Origin of the sequence: Micromonospora sp. DT178 (assembly GCF_049841695.1) — a bacterium.
Classification (GTDB): Bacteria; Actinomycetota; Actinomycetes; order Mycobacteriales; family Micromonosporaceae; genus Micromonospora.
In genome coordinates this window covers 254,012-270,236 of record NZ_JBNCKV010000009.1, presented here as the reverse complement: position 1 = coordinate 270,236, position 16,225 = coordinate 254,012, and the positions used below count along the sequence as shown (strand labels likewise).

Genomic DNA, 16,225 nt, shown 5'->3' with positions numbered 1-16,225 from the left:
CGCCCGACCCGTACGCGGTGGGGCGCCCGCCGGCTAGCCCTCGCCGTCGGGGCGCGCCTCGTGCCCGGGTCGGCCCCGGCTGCGCCGCCGCTCCTTCATCTCCGCCTCGTAGAGGTGCCGGCGACCGCCGACCAGCTCCTCCCGGGCGGCCCGGTCCAGGTCGCGGAAGAGGGCGTAGTAGTTGTCGTCGAAGTCCTCGACGATCTGGAACGTCCACCGTCCGGCGATGACGTTGCGGCCCAGCAGGTCGGTGTCGATGCGGTCGGCGATCCGGTCGTGCCCGGCGGCGCGGAACATCTCCACGGCGTCGTCGAGCATCAGGTCGGCGTGCCCCACCAGCTGGTGCAGGGAGTAGAGGTGACCGCGGACCCGCTCGACGCACTCCAGCGCCTCGCTCAGCTTGCCCAGCGCCGCCACCGTCTCGTCGCTGATCCCGGCGGGCCTGCGGTGCCGCTCGTCCGGCCCGTCCTCGTGTCGTCCCATCCGTTCCTCCAGGTTTCGGCTGTGCCCGTCCGGGCGGTTCTCCTCCTGCCCCACCCGAGTCGGGTCAATCCCCGCGCCGCCCGCTGACCGTTCGGGGGAGGGTCAAAAACCCGCCGACCGGCCGAGGTCGGCCCTGGTCACGGCCGGATAGCCTCGGTCACCATGCGTGTGCCGTTCACCCGGGTCGAGGCCCGTACCGCCGCCAGTTCGGCGCGAGCCACCCTCGCCCTCCTGTCCGCCTCGGTCGGCGCCGAAGGGCTGGCCGCCGCCGCCGCGCGTCCGGGCCTGCTCGCCCTGGTCGACCAGCACGCCGCGGCGGTGCGGGAGAGCCTGGACGGCGACCGCCGGCCGCTGAGCGCCGCCGCGCTCGCCGGCTACGCGGAGGGCGTCCGCGCCGCCGCGCTGGAGCACGGCTGGCAGCCGCCGGCGGCGCCGGTGGACTGGTCCGCGCCGGACTGGCTGCTCACCCGGCTGCTCGCGGTCTGCGCGCTGACCCGCACGCTCGGGGCCCCGGCGACCGCTCCGCTCCCCCTGGTCTGAAACCGACGCACCGGGCGGTCGCGCCGACCGCCACCGGCCGGGCGGCCCCGACCCCGGCCGGACACGCCGGAGGGGCGCCCGCACGTCCGCGGACACCCCTCCCCGTCCCGCTCACCGCCCGGTCAACGGCGGAACTGCTGGGTCTCGTCGCCCACGTTCCCCGACTGGTACGTGCCGCGCCCGCCAGCCGTCGCGGACTCCTGCCCGCGGGGCATGACCTCGGTGCGCTCGGCCGCCGTCCGGTCGGCCATCTGCCGGCCGACGTCGGTCTGACCGGCCTCCCGGGCCCGGCGGTGCTCCTGCACCGCCCGCGACTCCTCGGCCATCCGGTTCAGCCAGCCTTCCCAGCGGTTCTGCATCGGCCGCACCAGACCGCCGCCGACGCCGATGATCAGGATGCCGGCCACGGTCGCGAGCACCGCGATCAGCACCGGCGTGGTCACCGTGGTGGCGATGCCCACCTGGTTCAGCGCGGCGATCACACCCAGCGCGAGGATGAAGACCGCCACCAGGTCGGCCAGGACCTTGCCGTACGCGAGCCCGCCCAGCGCCCCGGTGACCAGGTCCCGGACTGCGTTGGCGATCGCGGCGGCCACGACCACGATGACGATCGCCACGAAGGCGCGTGGCAGCCAGGCCACCACGCCGCTGATCAGGTCACTGATCGCGTTGGGTCCCCACACCCCGAAGGCGAACTGCAGGGTGAACAGCAGCACGGCGTAGTACGCCAGCTTCGCCAGGATGTCACTGGCGTCGTACTTCGTGCGTTCCAGCGCGCGCCTGATGCCGCCCCGTTCCACCGCCCTGTCGAAACCGACCCGTTCCAGCGCCGCGTCCACGATCTTGAGCACGGCTCTGGCGATGAGCCATCCGACCACGAGGATCGCGATGAACGCGATGGCCCGCGGTATGAACAGCAGCACCGACCTCCACATGTCGGCCACGGCGTCGCCGATGTCGACCTGCCTGACCGCGAGGCTTTCCGGCATGATGTCCCTCCTGTCGCATGGACTGCGCCGCGCGCTTACCCGGTCACCGACGCTGCACGCCGTCCCGGTCCCCGAGTTTTTCCCGACATGTCACCGCAGAAGGGCCCTGACCTGCCCGGACGTGCGGCCCCGGCGACGCGCTGGGCATGATCGGAAACAGCCGACGGACCCTCCGGCTAGGCTGCGCTCATGCCAGGTACGGTCGGACGGGTCCCGAACCCACCAGCCCCGGTCTCGGGAACACCCTCCGTGTCGGGCATGGCGGCCACCGTCCCGCGCCACGACTGGGGTGGCACCCCGCTCGGCCCGTGGCGGACGTGGGATCCGGCGGTCCGGGCCGCCACCGAACTGCTCCTCGCCTCGCCCGTACCGATGGCCCTCACCCTGGGCGACGAGCACCTGCTCGTCTACAACGACGCGTACGCCGAGCTGATCGGCGACCGGCACCCCGACGCGGTGGGCCGGCCGGCGGCCCAGGTGTTCGCGGAGTCCTGGCCGCTGCCCGGCGTCGGCGACGCCATCGCGCACACCTACCGCTCCGGGGAGCCGTTCCTGGAGAAGGAGACCACCCTCCCGCTGCACCGCCGTCCCGGCCTGGTCGAGCAGTCGGTCTTCACCCGGGGCTACTCCCCCGTGCGCGACAGCGCCGGGCGGATCGTCGGCGTGCTGACCGTGGCCGCGGAGACCACCCAGGTCACCCAACAGTTGCAGAGCCTCAGCGACTTCGCCGCGGCGCTCGCCGGCACCCTCACCCTGGACGACGTGGCCCGGGTCGCGCTGCGCTACGCGATCACCGCGTTCGACGCCGACCGGGTCTCGTTCGCCGTCGACGAGGGCGGCGGCGGCTGGCGGATGGTCCGGCGCATCCGCGGCGAGCTGATGGACGAGGCCGACGAGCGCCTCCCCCCGCTGTGGCGGCGCGTCCCGCCGGAGTGGCTGGGGCCGGTGGTGACCGCCGCCCGCAGCGGCGTGCCGCACTTCGTCGACGACGGCCAGCCGCTGCGGGAGATCGCGGTGGACCGGCACGACCAGAAGGTCCGCTCGCTCGCGGCGGTGCCGCTGCGGGCCTCGGTGGTGCGCGGCGGGCTGACGGTCGGCTACCAGGTCCCGCACGTCTGGTCGGCCGCCCGGCGCGCGCTGCTGGCCGCCTCGGCCGAGCTGGTGGGTCAGGCCGCCGAACGGGCCCGCCGGTTCGAGACCCAGCACGGCACGGCCCAGCTGCTGCAACGCAGCATGCTGCCGGAGCACCTGCCCGACCTGCCCCGGATGCGGATCGCCGCCCGCTACGACCCGGGCGTCGACGGCAACGCCGCCGGCGGGGACTTCTACGACGCCTTCCTGTTGCCCGACGGCGGCCTGGGGATCGTGCTCGGCGACGTCGCCGGCCACGACGTGCAGGCCGCGGCCCGGATGGGTCAGGTCCGCGCGGCGCTGCGGGCGCTGGCGTTGACCGACCCCCGCCCGGACGCCGTGCTGGCCGGGCTCGACCGGCTGGTCACCAGCCTGGGCGCCGAGGGCGACACGCACGAGCTCTTCGTGACGGTGGTCTTCGGCGTCGTCGACGCCGACCGGCAGCGGCTCACCCTGGCCAGCGCGGGTCACCCCGCCCCGCTGGTCCGCCGGTGCGCCCCGGACGGCGTCCCGGTCGCGGAATACCTGGACGTGCCCGCGGGCGCCCCGCTGGGCCTGGGCTGCCGGCCGCCCACCGTCACGGTGCCCTTCGCCCCCGGCGACACGCTGCTGCTGTTCAGCGACGGTGTGGTGGAGCGGCGCTGGCAGGACCTGACGACCGGCCTGGACGCCCTGGCCGTCGCCGTGGCCGGCGCGGGCAGCGGCGACCCCCGCGCGCTGTGCGCGGTGGCCACCGCGGCGGTGTCCGGCGCCACCGAGGACGACGTCGCGGTGCTGGCAGTGGAGCACGCGCTGCGGCCGTCCCGGTCGACGAGCATGGAGGTGCCGGCCGAGCCGACCGCGCCGAGCCGGGTACGGCACTGGATGACCGCGCAGCTCACGGAGTGGCAGGTGCCCGAGTCGATCATCGGCGCGGCGGTGCTCTGCACCAGCGAGCTGACCACCAACGCCCTGCTGCACGCGGGCACCGCCGCCCGGGTGGAGATCGACCTCAGCCCGGAGCGGCTGCTGGTGTCGGTCGCCGACTCGGGCACCCGGGGCACGGTGACCCGCGCGCAGACCGACACGCTCAGCAGCCGGGGTCGGGGGCTGGGGCTGATCGAGGAGCTGAGCGACGCCTGGGGGACGGACCCGACCGTACGCGGCTCGACGGTCTGGTTCGAGATCCTGATCCCGCCCGGGTGAGCCGTGGCGTCAGCCCGGCCCGGACGGGGTAGGAGGACCGTATGCCCACCGACAAGCCCGCCGGTGTCCTCTTCGACGTGGACGGCACCCTGGTCGACACCACCTACCTGCACACCGTGAGCTGGTGGGAGGCGCTGCGCCAGACCGACCGGCCCGTGCCCATGGCGACGATCCACCGCGCCATCGGGATGGGCTCGGACAAGCTGCTCGACCACCTGCTCGGCCCGGAGCGCGAACGCAGCGCGGACCAGAAGCTGCGCGACGCCCACGACACCCTCTTCGCCGAGTACTGGGAGCGTCTCGTCCCGCTGCCCCGCGCCGCCGACCTGCTGCGGGCCTGCGCGGAGCGGGGGCTGCGGGTGGTGCTGGCCACCTCCGCCGCCGAGCACGAGGTGGCCGCGCTGCGCCGGGCGTTGGCCGCCGACGACGTGGTGCACACCGTCACCTGCTCGGCGGACGCGAAGGAGAGCAAGCCGGCGCCGGACATCCTGGTCGCCGCGCTGGAGCAGTCCGGGCTCGCCGCCGAGCGCGTGGTCTTCGTCGGCGACTCGGTGTGGGACGTCGCCGCCGCCGGCGAGCTGGACATCCCCTGCGTCGGCCTGACCTGCGGCGGCACCAGCCGCGGCGAGCTGGCCGGGGCCGGTGCGGTGGCCGTCTACGAGGACCCCGCCGCGCTGCTCGCCGCCCTCGACGACTCGCCGGTCACCAGGGCGAGGTGACCGGCGCCGGCTCCGTCGCTCCGAACAGGAATACGAGGAGTCTTCCGGGGGCAAGGACTTGCACCACCTGCCCGCACGCCGTGGGCGAGGCGGAGAGGTGGGGTCGTGGAGCCGGTAGACGTGGCGTTCGCGGTGGTCGGTCTGGGCGCGCTGCTGGCGGGGATCCTGCCCCGTGTGCTCGAACGTCGGCCACTGTCCATGCCGATCGCCTTCCTGGGGCTAGGCATGGTGGTCTTCCTCCTCCCCGTCGGGCTGCCGGACCCTGACCCGCTCGCGCACCCGGAGATCGCCACCCATCTCACCGAGATCGGCGTCATCGTCGCGCTGATGGGTGCCGGACTGAAGATCGACCGGCCGTTGAGCTGGGCCCGCTGGTCGTCGACCTGGCGGCTGCTGGCCATCGCCATGCCGCTGTGCATCGCGGCGGTGGCGCTGCTCGGCTGGTGGTGGGCCGGGCTGGTGCCGGCCGCCGCGCTGCTGCTGGGGGCGGCCCTCGCCCCGACCGATCCGGTGCTCGCCGCCGACGTGCAGGTCGGCGAGCCCACCGACGTCGAGGACTCCGAGGACGAGGTCCGCTTCGCCCTCACCTCCGAGGCCGGGCTGAACGACGGGCTGGCCTTCCCCTTCGTGTACGCGGCCATCGCCATCGCCACCACCAGCCTCGCCCCCGGCGACTGGCTGGGCCACTGGCTCGGCGTGGACGTGCTCTGGAAGGTCGCGGCCGGGGTAGCGGGCGGGTGGCTGGTCGGCTGGCTGCTCGGCAAGCTCTTCTTCCGGGCCCCGAGCAAGCTGCGGCTGGCCCGGCACTCGGAGGGCTTCCTCGCGCTGGCCGCGACCTTCCTGGCGTACGGGCTGGTGGAGGTCGTGAGCGGGTACGGCTTCCTGGCGGTCTTCGTGGCCGCGCGGGCGATCCGGGCCGCCGAACGCACCCACGAGTTCCACTCCGTGCTGCACGGCTTCGCCGAGCAGGTCGAGCGGCTGCTCACCGTGCTGTTGCTGCTGCTCTTCGGCGGCGCGGTGGTGGGTGGCCTGCTGGGCCCGCTGACCTGGCCGGCCGCCGCGGTCGGGCTGGCGCTGGTCTTCGTGGTCCGCCCGCTGCTCGGCTGGCTGTCGCTGCGGGGGGCGCCCGGCCGCCCGGCCGAGCACTGGGTGATCGCCCTGTTCGGCATCCGGGGCGTCGGCTCGTTCTTCTACATCGCGTACGCGACCGCGAAGACCGACTTCCCCCAGGCGGACCTGATCTGGGCGACCGTCGGCCTCGTGGTGATCGTCTCGGTGGTGGTGCACGGCATCGCGGCGACCCCGGTGATGCAGTTGCTGGACCGGGCGGGGGAACGCACCTCCGACCCGTCCGAACGCCGCCGCGCCGGCGAGCCCGTCACCGCCGGGGGTTGACCGCCCGGCCCGCCTTGGCGGAGGGGCCCTTTCCTCACCGTCCGCCCAGGCGGGTGACGAGGGCGCGGCCGAGGTCGCGGCCGGAGAGCCAGGCGCTCTGCACCCTGGGCTTGCCGAAGGCGTCCCCGGCCAGCCCGACGCCGTCGGCGTCGAGGTGGTACGTCCCGCCGGGGCCGGCGGTCGGCTTCGCGTACGTCCAGCGGTGCACGTGCACGTGCTCCGCCGCTTCGGGCAGCCCCAGCAGGTCCCGGACGGCCTCCTCGATCGCCGGGCCGGCCCCGGTGGGCTGGGCGAGGTGGCCGGCGGCGAACTCGGGCGTGGTGTGGGCGACCAGCACCGGCGCGTCGTCGCCGCGGCGGTCGCCGTCGTCGCAGACGAGGTTCAGCAGCGGGTGGTCGTTGACGAAGGCGCCCCGGAAGGTCGTCCACCGGCGGGCCGGGAAACGCAGCACCCCGGCCAGCGACGGCGACCAGCGTTGGTCCTGCGTGGCCCGGGTGGCGGCGGCCAGGGCCGGGTCGAGCAGCAGGGCCGCCTGCGGCCCCGGCATGGCGAGCGCCACCGCCTCGCAGGGCCGCCCGTCCACCACCGGCCCCGGCTCGACGCCGAGCACGAGCCGGTTCACGGTCACCGGCAGCTCCCGGGCCAGGTGCTCCACCAGCGAGCGCAGCCCCCGGGTCGCCGCCCAGCGCATCGGGCCGGGCACCTCACGCCGCCCGTCGGCGCCGTACGCGACGAAGGTGTCGGTCCACTCGCGGGCCAGGCCGGCCGACCGCCACCCCTCGGCGACCTCGGCGAAGCCCGGATCGCTGACCGTGAAGTACGCGGCGCCGGTGTCGGCCGGCCGGCCGTCGAAGCGGCGGCTGGCCATCCGGCCGCCGGTCACCCGGGCGCGCTCGCGGATCTCCACGGGGATGCCGGCGCGGGCCAGTTCCGTCGCGCACGCCACTCCGGCGATGCCCGCGCCGACCACCACCACGCCCGCCCGCTCCGCCGCAGTCATCCGGTGATCGTAAGCGCGCCCGCGTCGCCCGGGCGGCCGGAGACACACCGGGCGCCTCCGGGGCGTACGACGCGGCGGGGAGCCGCATGGATCGGTGCCGCACGGGGTATTGGCACGTCTGTTCGAAGGAAGGTGGAGACCATGACGGACCGCACCAGCAGCCAGCCCAACCCGCAGGGCGCCATCAAGGACCCGGACGAGTGGGTCACCGGCGAGGAGCCGCCGACCGCCGCCCAGGAGTCCTACCTGGCGACCCTGGCCAGGGAGGCCGGTGAGGAGCCGCCGGAGGGCCTGACCAAGGCCGAGGCCTCCAAGCGGATCGACCAGCTCCAGGAGGAGACCGGCCGCGGTCAGTGACCGGACGGGCGGCGCGGTGGCAGGCGGTGCAGCTCGACCTCGTCGAGCCGTCCCGCCGCCACCCGCGCCGTCAGGTACGTGGCGTGGGGCTGGGCCCGCCGGTCGGTGGGCGAGCCCGGGTTGAGCAGCCGCAGCCCGCCCGGGGCGACCGTGTCCCAGGGGATGTGCGAGTGGCCGAAGACCAGCACGTCGGTGTCGGGGAAGCGGGCCGCGCAGCGGCTCTCCCGCCCGGTCTTCGGGCCGGTCTCGTGCACGACGGCGACCCGCAGCCCGTCGAGGTCCACCCGGGCGACCTCCGGCAGCCGGGCGCGCAGCGCCGGCCCGTCGTTGTTGCCGTACACCCCGACGAGGCGGCGGGCCCGGGCGGCCAGGGCGTCCAGCAGCGACTCGTCGACCCAGTCCCCGGCGTGCAGCACGACGTCGGCGGCGTCGACCGCCGCCCAGAGCGGCTCCGGCAGGTCCCCGGCCCGCTTCGGCACGTGGGTGTCGGCGGTGATCACCAGGCGCATCCCGCCATTCTCCCCGCGGACCGCGTCCCGCGGTCGGCACGACGGGCCGGAAAGTCGCCGGCCGCGACGCGGACTCTTCACATCGGCGCAATCAACACGTAGTTTGACGGCGATGCATGGGAGCGCTTCCAGCGGTGCTCCTCGATGGATGGGAGATCCCGTGAGAAGCAGACCCGCACTCGCCGCGCTGAGCGCCGCGGCGGCGCTCACCGTCGCCGCCACCGTCGCCGTCGGCATCGTCCGAGCTCCCGCCGCGGTCGCCGCCGACTCGGCGTTCTACGTCGACCCGGCGACGGCCGCCGCCGCCTGGGTCGCCGCGAACCCCGGCGACCCCCGGGCCGCCGTGATCTCCGACCGGATCGCGAACGTCCCCCAGGGCCGGTGGTTCACCCGGACCAACACCTCGACCGTACGCTCCGAGGTCGACGCCCTGGTCGGCGCGGCGGCGGCCGCCGGCAGGGTGCCGATCCTGGTCGTCTACAACATCCCGAACCGGGACTGCAGCGGGGCGAGCGGCGGCGGCGCGCCCGACCACGCCACCTACCGGCAGTGGGTCGACCAGGTCGCCGCCGGTCTGGCCGGGCGGCCGGCGACCATCGTCCTGGAACCCGACGTGCTGCCGCTGATGACCAGCTGCCAGAACGCGGCCCAGCAGGCCGAGACGAAGGCCTCCATGGCGTACGCCGGCAAGAAGCTCAAGGCGGGCTCGGCCGCCGCGAAGGTCTACTTCGACACCGGGCACTCGGCGTGGCTCTCCCCCGGCGAGGCCGCCTCCCGGCTGCTCGGCGCCGACATCGCCAACAGCGCGGACGGCATCTCGCTCAACGTCTCCAACTACCGGCGCACCGCCGACGAGGTCGCCTACGCCAAGGCCGTGATCGCGGCGACCGGGGTGTCGCGGCTCAAGGCGGTCGTCGACACCAGCCGCAACGGCAACGGGCCGGCCGGCTCCGAGTGGTGCGACCCGGCCGGGCGGGCGATCGGCACCCCGAGCACCACCGCCACCGGCGACCCGGCGATCGACGCGTACCTGTGGGTAAAGCTGCCCGGCGAGGCCGACGGCTGCATCGCGCCGGCCGGGCAGTTCGTGCCGCAGCGGGCGTACGACCTGGCCGTGGCCGCCGGCCCGGCACCCACCACCGCCCCGCCCACGACGACGCCCCCGACCACCGCCCCACCGACCACCGCCCCGCCCACGACGCCTCCGCCGACCACTCCCCCGCCGACCGGCGGCTGCACGGTGTCGTACACCCCGAACTCGTGGTCCGGCGGCTTCACCGCCGAGCTGCGGGTGACCAACCACGGCGCCGCGCTGACCGGCTGGACCGTCACGTTCGCCCCCGGCGCCGGGGTCCGGCTGACCAACGGCTGGAACGGCGACTGGACCCAGTCGGGCGAGCGGATCACCGTCCGCAACGCCACGTGGAACGCCGGCCTGCCCACGGGCGGCACGGTCTCGGTCGGCTTCCAGGGCACCTGGCCGGGCGGCGCCCTGCCCACCCCGACCGGGTTCACCCTCAACGGCACCGCCTGCTCCTGACCGCCGTGCCTCGCCCGCCCCGGACGGGGCGGGCGAGGCACGCGGCCGTCCGGCGCGGCGCGGCTAGGATCGGCGCGTGGGCGCGGCCGTGGCGGTGGAGGAGCGGCGGGCACCGGTCGGGGCGCTGCTGCGGCAGTGGCGCAGGCGGCGCGGGCTCAGCCAGCTCGCCCTCGCGGTCGGGGCGGAGATCTCCACCCGGCACCTCAGCTTCGTGGAGACGGGGCGTTCCGCGCCGAGCCGGGAGATGGTCCTGCGGTTGGCCGAGCATCTCGACGTGCCGCTGCGCGACCGCAACCGGCTGCTGCTGGCCGCCGGGTACGCCCCGGTCTACTCCCACGCCCCGCTGGACTCGCCCGAGCTGCGCCGGGTCCTCGACGCGGTACGCCGGGTCCTGCGGGCGCACGAGCCGTACCCGGCCGTCGCGGTGGACCGGCGCTGGAACCTGGTCGCCGGCAACGCCGCCCTGCCGCTGCTCACGGAGGGTGTCGCCGCGCACCTGCTCCGGCCGCCGGCCAACGCGCTGCGGCTGACGCTGCACCCCGAGGGCATGGCGCCCCGGATCGCCAACCTCCCCGAGTGGCGGGCCCACCTGCTCGCGCGGCTGCGCCGGCACCTGGGGCTGACCGACGATCCCGAACTGGGCGCGCTGCACGACGAGCTGCGCGGCTACCCGGGCGGGCCGGCCGACCCGGACGCGGGCCTGCCCCGCGCCGGGGACGTGGTCGTGCCCCTGCGACTGCGTCACCCGGGCGGTGAGCTGGCCTTCCTCAGCACCATCTCGACCTTCGGCACCCCGCTGGACGTGACGGTCGAGGAGCTCTCCATCGAGTCCTTCTTCCCCGCCGACGAGGCCACCGCCGCGTATCTGCGCGCCGCCGCCCGCTGAGCGCGGCGCGAACCGGACGCCGAGCGCCTCCGCCTGCCGTCGCGCCCCTCGCCGCCGGCCGCCTCGTATGCCTCGCGCCGGCCCCGGAGCCGGCATCCGCTCCGGTGGTGGCGTTACCCCTCGGCGGCGGTGGGAACGCGGGCGGTCGACGAAGGAGGAGCCCATGACCAACCCGTCGAGCCCCACCTCGGCATGGCGGCCCGGGATGCCGGGCGGCGACACCCTCCCGTCCGGTCCCGCCGGCCGGCCGACGGCCCCCGGCCACGACGGCCACGGCCCGGAGACCGGTCCGCCCACCGTGACGATCGGGTCGTACCCGGACTATCCGTCCGCCCAGCGGGTCGTCGACTACCTGGCGGACAACCGGTTCCCGGTCGAACACAGCGCCATCGTCGGCACGAACCTCACCCTGGTCGAGACCGTGCTCGGACGGATGACGACGGGGCGGGCGGCCCTGGCGGGCGCCGGCACGGGTGCCTGGTTCGGACTCTTCATCGGGTTGCTGTTCGGCATCTTCACCGCCGGCAACTGGATCGCGGTGATCCTGGTCGGGCTGGTCGTCGGCGCGATCTGGGGAGCGGTGTTCGGCGCGGTCGCGCACGCGATGACCGGCGGGCGGCGCGACTTCACCTCGGCCAGCTCGCTGCGCGCCGGCCAGTACGCGGTGATCGTCGACGCGCAGTACGCCGAGCAGGCCCGTCAGCTGCTCGGTCGGATGCACGTGGCGGCCGCGCCGCCCACCCGCTGAGGCCCCCGCGCGGGGGCGTCCGCCGGTCGCGCCCGCCCGGGGCTCGTCGTCGGGCACGGGCGGGCCCGCCCCGGCGGGCCCCCGCGCCGCGCCGCGCCGGGCTCCGGGCTCCGGGCTCCGGGCTCCGGGCTCCGGGCTCCGGGGCTCCGGGCTCCGGGGTCCGGGCTCCGGGCTCCGGGCTCCGGGCTCCGGGCAGCGTCCTTCAAAACCGAACGGCGTAATCGCTGCGGAGGTGAGCGCCCTCACGGGGGACTAGTTAAATTTTGAAAGAGTGCTACTGTCGTGGCGTGACCGAGAGCCTGGACAGTGCCCGACTCGCCGCCTGGCGCGCCTACATCGAGGCCAGCCAGCGGCTCTTCACGCGGTTGGAGGACGACCTGCGCGCCGACAGCGCGCTCAGCTTCGCCGACTACCACGTGCTCGTCCTGCTCTCCGAGGTGCCGGGCCAGCGGCTGCGGATGGGCGAGCTGGCGAGCCGCCTGGTCTTCTCGCCGAGCCGGCTGACGTACCAGATCACCGCCATGCAGCGGCGCGGCCTGGTCGCCCGGGAGTCCTGTCCCGACGACCGCCGCGGCAGCGAGGCCGTGCTCACCGCCGCCGGGCTGCTGGCCCTGCGCGAGGCCGCCCCGCACCACCTGCGGTCGGTGCGCGCCCACCTGATGGACGACCTCGACGACGCCGAGGTCGCCTGCCTCACCCGGATCTTCGAGCGACTCGGCCGGCGCCTGCGCGCGGACCGCGACGCGTCGACCGCCCACCCGCACAGCTGAGGAGCCCCCGATGCCCGCCATCACCGTCGACAACGTGCTCGTCCTGCCCCGCCTGCCCAGGCTCGACGAGTCCACCGCGTTCCGGCCGGTCCGCCGGCTGACCACCGCGCCCAGCGGCTACGAGGGCGAGGGCTTCCCGGTCCGCCGGGCGTTCGCCGGCGTGCCGGTGGCCGAGCTGGACCCGTTCATCCACCTGGACCAGATGGGCGAGGTGGACTACGCCCCGGGCGAGCCGAAGGGCACAGCCTGGCATCCGCACCGCGGCTTCGAGACGGTGACGTACATGATCGACGGGATCATGGACCACCAGGACTCGCAGGGCGGCGGCGGCACGATCACCAACGGCGACACCCAGTGGATGACGGCCGCGAGCGGGCTGCTGCACATCGAGGCGCCGCCGGAGCACCTCGTCGTCAGCGGCGGGCTGTTCCACGGCACCCAGCTCTGGGTCAACCTGCCCCGGGCCGCCAAGATGAACCCGCCCCGCTACCAGGACATCCGCGGCCGGGAGGCGGCCCTGCTGACCACGCCCGACGGGGGCGCGCTGATCCGGGTGATCGCCGGCGAGATCGCCGGGCACCGGGGGCCGGGCTCCACCCACACCCCGATCACCATCACCCACGTGACCGTGCAGCCGGGCGCCCGCGTCGACCTGCCGTGGCGGCCGGACTTCAACGCTCTGGTCTACGTGCTGGGTGGGCGGGGCACGGTGGGCACCGACGGGCGGCCGGTGCACACGGGCCAGCTCGCCGTGCACGGCCCGGGTGACGCGCTGACCTTCGCCGCGGACGCCAGCCAGGACGGCCACACCCCGACGCTGGACCTCTACATCATGGGCGGCGAGCCGATCCGGGAGCCGGTGGCGCACTACGGCCCGTTCGTCATGAACACCCGCGACGAGCTGCTCCAGGCGTTCGAGGACTTCAAGGCCGGCCGGCTCGGTGTCGTCCCCGCCGAGCGGCTGCCGCACACCGACGGCCCGGCACCCAGGCCCTGAGCCCAGGCGCGGCGGTGGGCGCCCCCGGCACGGCCGGGTGGCGCCCATCGGCGCGTCGGGACGTGGCGTCAGGAGACGGCGAAGATGCCCGCGACTCCCAGGATCACCATGAGCAACACCGTCACCAGCGCACCCCGCTCGCTTTCGACCGCCGGCTCGCGGTACTCGGTCACGGGGTTCGTCGTCTCGCCGGGCATGGTGTTGCCTCCTCGGTGTTCGCGTCGTGATCGGGCGGGGGTCGGGGGTCGCCCGACCGGTCACCGGAGTGCCGGCCGGGATGCGGACCCGCGACCTGGGTCCTACCGTGAGGACGTTGTCGACCTCGGGGGGCTGGAACGGTGGCACCGCGCAACTGGTTCCTGAGCGCAGCCGAACGCGCCAACCCGGTGTCAGAGTTACCCGTCTGGAGCAGCGGAAACCTCGCCGAGCCGTTAATTCACGGTGCCGCGTACTTCGACCGGCTGGTCGACGAGGTGGAGGCGCTGGAGGCCGGCGACCACCTCTTCTTCACCGACTGGCGCGGCGACCCGGACCAGCGGTTGCGCCCGGACGGGCCGACCGTGGCGCAGCTCTTCGCGCGCGCCGCGCAGCGGGGCGTGGTGGTCAAGGGCCTCATCTGGCGCTCCCACCTCGACGTCCTGGCCTACAGCGAGGCGGAGAACCGCACCCTGAGCGAGACGGTCTCCGCCGCCGGCGGTGAGGTGCTGCTCGACCAGCGGGTCCGCCGGGGCGGCTCGCATCACCAGAAGCTGGTGGTGCTGCGCCACCCCCGGGCGCCGGAACGCGACGTCGCCTTCGCCGGGGGGATCGACCTGTGCCACAGCCGGCGCGACGACGCCGCGCACCGGGGCGACCCGCAGGCGGTGCAGATGTCCGCCCGCTACGGCGACCACCCGCCCTGGCACGACGTGCAGCTCGCGGTGCGGGGGCCGGTGGTGGGCGCGCTGGACACCACCTTCCGGGAGCGGTGGACCGACCCGATGCCGCTGGACTCGGAGAACCCCCTCGCCTACCTGCGGGACCGGCTGCGCGGCGCGGACCTGCGGCCCGACCCGCTGCCGCCGCAGCCGGCCGACCCGCCGCCCTGCGGCCCGCACCACGTCCAGGTGCTGCGCACCTACCCGGCGGTCCGGCCCCGCTACTCCTTCGCCCCCGACGGCGAGCGCACGGTGGCCCGCGGCTACACCAAGGCGGTCCGGCGGGCCCGGCGGCTGGTCTACCTGGAGGACCAGTACCTGTGGTCCACCGAGGTGGCCGACCTGTTCGCCCGGGCGCTGCGGGACAATCCCGACCTGCACCTGGTCGCCGTGGTCCCCCGGTTCCCGGACGTGGACGGCCGGCTGGCGCTGCCGCCCAACACGGTCGGCCGCGAGCAGGCGCTGTCGCTCTGCGAGCGGGCGGCCCCGGAGCGGGTGCACGTCTTCGACGTGGAGAATCACGCCGGCGATCCGGTGTACGTGCACGCCAAGGTGTGTGTGGTCGATGACGTGTGGGCCAGCGTGGGCAGCGACAACTTCAACCGCCGGTCCTGGACGCACGACAGCGAGCTGTCCTGCGCGGTGCTCGACGACACCCGCGACGACCGGGCGCCGACCGACCCGGCCGGCCTCGGCGACGGCGCCCGGGTCTTCGCCCGCGAGCTGCGGCTACGGCTGTGGCGCGAGCACCTGGACCGCGACCCCGACGGCGGCGAGGACGCCGACCTGATCGACCCGGCCGACGCCGTGGCGGCGGTCACCGCCGCCGCCGACGCGCTGCAACGGTGGTACGACGCCGGGCAGGCCGGCCCCCGGCCGCCGGGCCGGCTGCTGCCGCACCGGGCGGAACGGCTGCCCTGGTACACCCGGGCCTGGGCGCTGCCGGCGTACCGGCTGGTCTACGACCCGGACGGCCGGCCGCTGCGGGCCCGCCGGGCGGGCACCTGGTGAGCGTTGGGGCCCGGCACGGGGTGGAACCTCAGGCGGGCACGAAGAGCGCGTCGGCCCGGCTGCGGTCGGGCACGGCCTCGGCGTCGGCGTCGGCGGGGTGCACCGTCAGCCCGCCGGGGTAGGCGAACGAGGCGCGCGGGGAGTAGAAGCCGAACCCGATCGTCAGCGGGTTCTCCGGGCGGAGCGCGTAGATCGGGTGTGTCGGCTCCAGGAACTCCACCGACTCGATCACGAACGGGTCGACCGGTTCGGCGACGTACGGGTAGACGGCGCTGAGCAGCTGCCCGTCGCGGGCCGTGAAGTAGCGGTGGTGGCCGCTGCTGATCACCCGGCCCGTCTCGCCCACCTGGCAGCGGGCCCGGATCACCGGTACGCCGTCGATCTCCGTCTCGGCGACGATCTCCCCGTCGTGGCGCTCGATGCGGGTCCGGCCCACGACGGCGGGCGCCCCCCGCGCGGTGGCGTAGGCGCGGACCCGTTCGCTGCAGGTCACGTAGTGCGTCCACCAGCCGCCGGGGTTCATCCCGCCCGGCGCGTCCACCCCGGCCAGTGCCACTCCGAGATAGGCCAGCGAGTACGCGCCGAAGCCGGAGGTCTGGCTCTCGTCGTCGACCACGTACTGGTTCATGAAGACCAGGCGGTCGGCCGACGGGCGCAGCCCGGCCGGGACCAGCGCCGCGACCGCGTCCGGGTCCGCCGGCAGCCAGCCGAAGAAGAGCGTGCGGCTGTTGACGACGAGATGGGGGGCGGCGGGGTCGAGCACGGCACCTCCGGAGCGGGGGCAGGTACCCGCACGCTACGGCCCGTCCCGTCGACGGGACAACGACGGAAAGCCGACATTCGGCGCTGGCCATCCGGGGGCCGTGACCGCTCGGCCGGCCGGTCCGGGCCGCCCGGATGGGGCGTCGTCGATGTCCGGCCGGGCCGGCTGACCGTACGCCCGACGTAAGGCGGCTCACAATCCGAGGCGTCTTTGTCCCATTCGTGCCGTCCGTGCCCAAAAATTACTTAAGTACATCGTACTTTCGGCTAGATTTTGGCAGACCGA

The 16,225-nt window shown here is 75.0% G+C and carries 17 protein-coding genes; 11 read left to right on the top strand and 6 right to left on the bottom strand.

Features of this window, described 5'->3' with window-relative positions; genetic code table 11:
* Positions 1-33: 33 nt before the first annotated feature.
* Complete coding sequence (locus ACLQ22_RS19145; protein ID WP_425693507.1) at positions 34-483, bottom strand: hypothetical protein; 450 nt, start codon at positions 481-483, stop codon at positions 34-36.
* A 162-nt stretch (positions 484-645) separates the two neighbouring features.
* Between ACLQ22_RS19145 and ACLQ22_RS19140 the strand changes: the two genes are divergently transcribed.
* Positions 646-1,023 carry a DUF6401 family natural product biosynthesis protein gene (locus tag ACLQ22_RS19140; protein ID WP_425693506.1) on the top strand — a complete coding sequence of 126 codons (378 nt, stop codon included), beginning with the start codon at positions 646-648 and terminating at the stop codon, positions 1,021-1,023.
* Positions 1,024-1,145: 122 nt separating this feature from the next.
* On the opposite strand, the gene ACLQ22_RS19135 is transcribed toward ACLQ22_RS19140, so the two are convergent.
* On the bottom strand, positions 1,146-2,012 hold the full coding sequence (locus ACLQ22_RS19135; RefSeq protein ID WP_425693505.1) for a mechanosensitive ion channel family protein: 867 nt from the start codon (positions 2,010-2,012) through the stop codon (positions 1,146-1,148).
* A 189-nt stretch (positions 2,013-2,201) separates the two neighbouring features.
* Here ACLQ22_RS19135 and ACLQ22_RS19130 point away from each other — a divergent pair, with 189 nt between their 5' ends.
* The 3 genes from ACLQ22_RS19130 to ACLQ22_RS19120 all read left to right on the top strand — a co-directional run bounded on the left by ACLQ22_RS19130 (position 2,202) and on the right by ACLQ22_RS19120 (position 6,442).
* A complete protein-coding gene (locus ACLQ22_RS19130) occupies positions 2,202-4,328 on the top strand; it encodes a SpoIIE family protein phosphatase (protein ID WP_425693504.1) in 2,127 nt (708 codons plus the stop codon).
* 41 nt (positions 4,329-4,369) lie between these two features.
* Positions 4,370-5,047 (top strand): HAD family hydrolase, encoded by a 678-nt coding sequence (locus ACLQ22_RS19125; protein WP_425693503.1) that lies wholly within the window; start codon positions 4,370-4,372, stop codon positions 5,045-5,047.
* A 105-nt stretch (positions 5,048-5,152) separates the two neighbouring features.
* Positions 5,153-6,442 carry a cation:proton antiporter gene (locus ACLQ22_RS19120; RefSeq protein WP_425693502.1) on the top strand — a complete coding sequence of 430 codons (1,290 nt, stop codon included), beginning with the start codon at positions 5,153-5,155 and terminating at the stop codon, positions 6,440-6,442.
* Positions 6,443-6,476: 34 nt separating this feature from the next.
* Here the strand turns inward: ACLQ22_RS19120 and ACLQ22_RS19115 are convergent, their stop codons facing one another.
* Entirely contained in the window at positions 6,477-7,418 is a 942-nt protein-coding gene (locus ACLQ22_RS19115; RefSeq protein ID WP_425693569.1) for an NAD(P)/FAD-dependent oxidoreductase, read from the bottom strand.
* A 165-nt stretch (positions 7,419-7,583) separates the two neighbouring features.
* Between ACLQ22_RS19115 and ACLQ22_RS19110 the strand changes: the two genes are divergently transcribed.
* A complete protein-coding gene (locus ACLQ22_RS19110) occupies positions 7,584-7,799 on the top strand; it encodes a DUF3072 domain-containing protein (protein WP_121398895.1) in 216 nt (71 codons plus the stop codon).
* On the opposite strand, the gene ACLQ22_RS19105 is transcribed toward ACLQ22_RS19110, so the two are convergent.
* Positions 7,793-8,308, bottom strand: coding sequence for a metallophosphoesterase family protein (locus tag ACLQ22_RS19105; RefSeq protein WP_425693501.1), 516 nt, complete (start codon positions 8,306-8,308; stop codon positions 7,793-7,795). The genes ACLQ22_RS19110 and ACLQ22_RS19105 overlap by 7 nt on opposite strands.
* 160 nt (positions 8,309-8,468) lie before the next feature.
* Here ACLQ22_RS19105 and ACLQ22_RS19100 point away from each other — a divergent pair, with 160 nt between their 5' ends.
* From ACLQ22_RS19100 to ACLQ22_RS19080, 5 genes are all read left to right on the top strand, one after another.
* Complete coding sequence (locus ACLQ22_RS19100; RefSeq protein WP_425693500.1) at positions 8,469-9,848, top strand: glycoside hydrolase family 6 protein; 1,380 nt, start codon at positions 8,469-8,471, stop codon at positions 9,846-9,848.
* Between the two features lie 76 nt (positions 9,849-9,924).
* Positions 9,925-10,734: a helix-turn-helix domain-containing protein gene (locus tag ACLQ22_RS19095; protein WP_425693499.1), complete on the top strand. Its 810-nt coding sequence runs from the start codon at positions 9,925-9,927 to the stop codon at positions 10,732-10,734.
* Positions 10,735-10,897: 163 nt separating this feature from the next.
* Entirely contained in the window at positions 10,898-11,482 is a 585-nt protein-coding gene (locus ACLQ22_RS19090; RefSeq protein WP_425693498.1) for a general stress protein, read from the top strand.
* Between the two features lie 287 nt (positions 11,483-11,769).
* On the top strand, positions 11,770-12,252 hold the full coding sequence (locus ACLQ22_RS19085; RefSeq protein ID WP_425693497.1) for a MarR family winged helix-turn-helix transcriptional regulator: 483 nt from the start codon (positions 11,770-11,772) through the stop codon (positions 12,250-12,252).
* A 10-nt stretch (positions 12,253-12,262) separates the two neighbouring features.
* Positions 12,263-13,249: a pirin family protein gene (locus ACLQ22_RS19080; protein WP_121395500.1), complete on the top strand. Its 987-nt coding sequence runs from the start codon at positions 12,263-12,265 to the stop codon at positions 13,247-13,249.
* Between the two features lie 68 nt (positions 13,250-13,317).
* Here ACLQ22_RS19080 and ACLQ22_RS19075 read toward each other — a convergent pair whose 3' ends face one another.
* Positions 13,318-13,446 (bottom strand): hypothetical protein, encoded by a 129-nt coding sequence (locus ACLQ22_RS19075; RefSeq protein ID WP_255421004.1) that lies wholly within the window; start codon positions 13,444-13,446, stop codon positions 13,318-13,320.
* 141 nt (positions 13,447-13,587) lie between these two features.
* Here ACLQ22_RS19075 and ACLQ22_RS19070 point away from each other — a divergent pair, with 141 nt between their 5' ends.
* The gene (locus tag ACLQ22_RS19070) at positions 13,588-15,177 is read left to right on the top strand and encodes a phospholipase D-like domain-containing protein (RefSeq protein ID WP_425693496.1); all 1,590 of its coding nucleotides are present in this window, start codon (positions 13,588-13,590) and stop codon (positions 15,175-15,177) included.
* A 28-nt stretch (positions 15,178-15,205) separates the two neighbouring features.
* Here ACLQ22_RS19070 and ACLQ22_RS19065 read toward each other — a convergent pair whose 3' ends face one another.
* On the bottom strand, positions 15,206-15,940 hold the full coding sequence (locus ACLQ22_RS19065) for a hypothetical protein (RefSeq protein ID WP_425693495.1): 735 nt from the start codon (positions 15,938-15,940) through the stop codon (positions 15,206-15,208).
* Positions 15,941-16,225 lie beyond the last annotated feature (285 nt).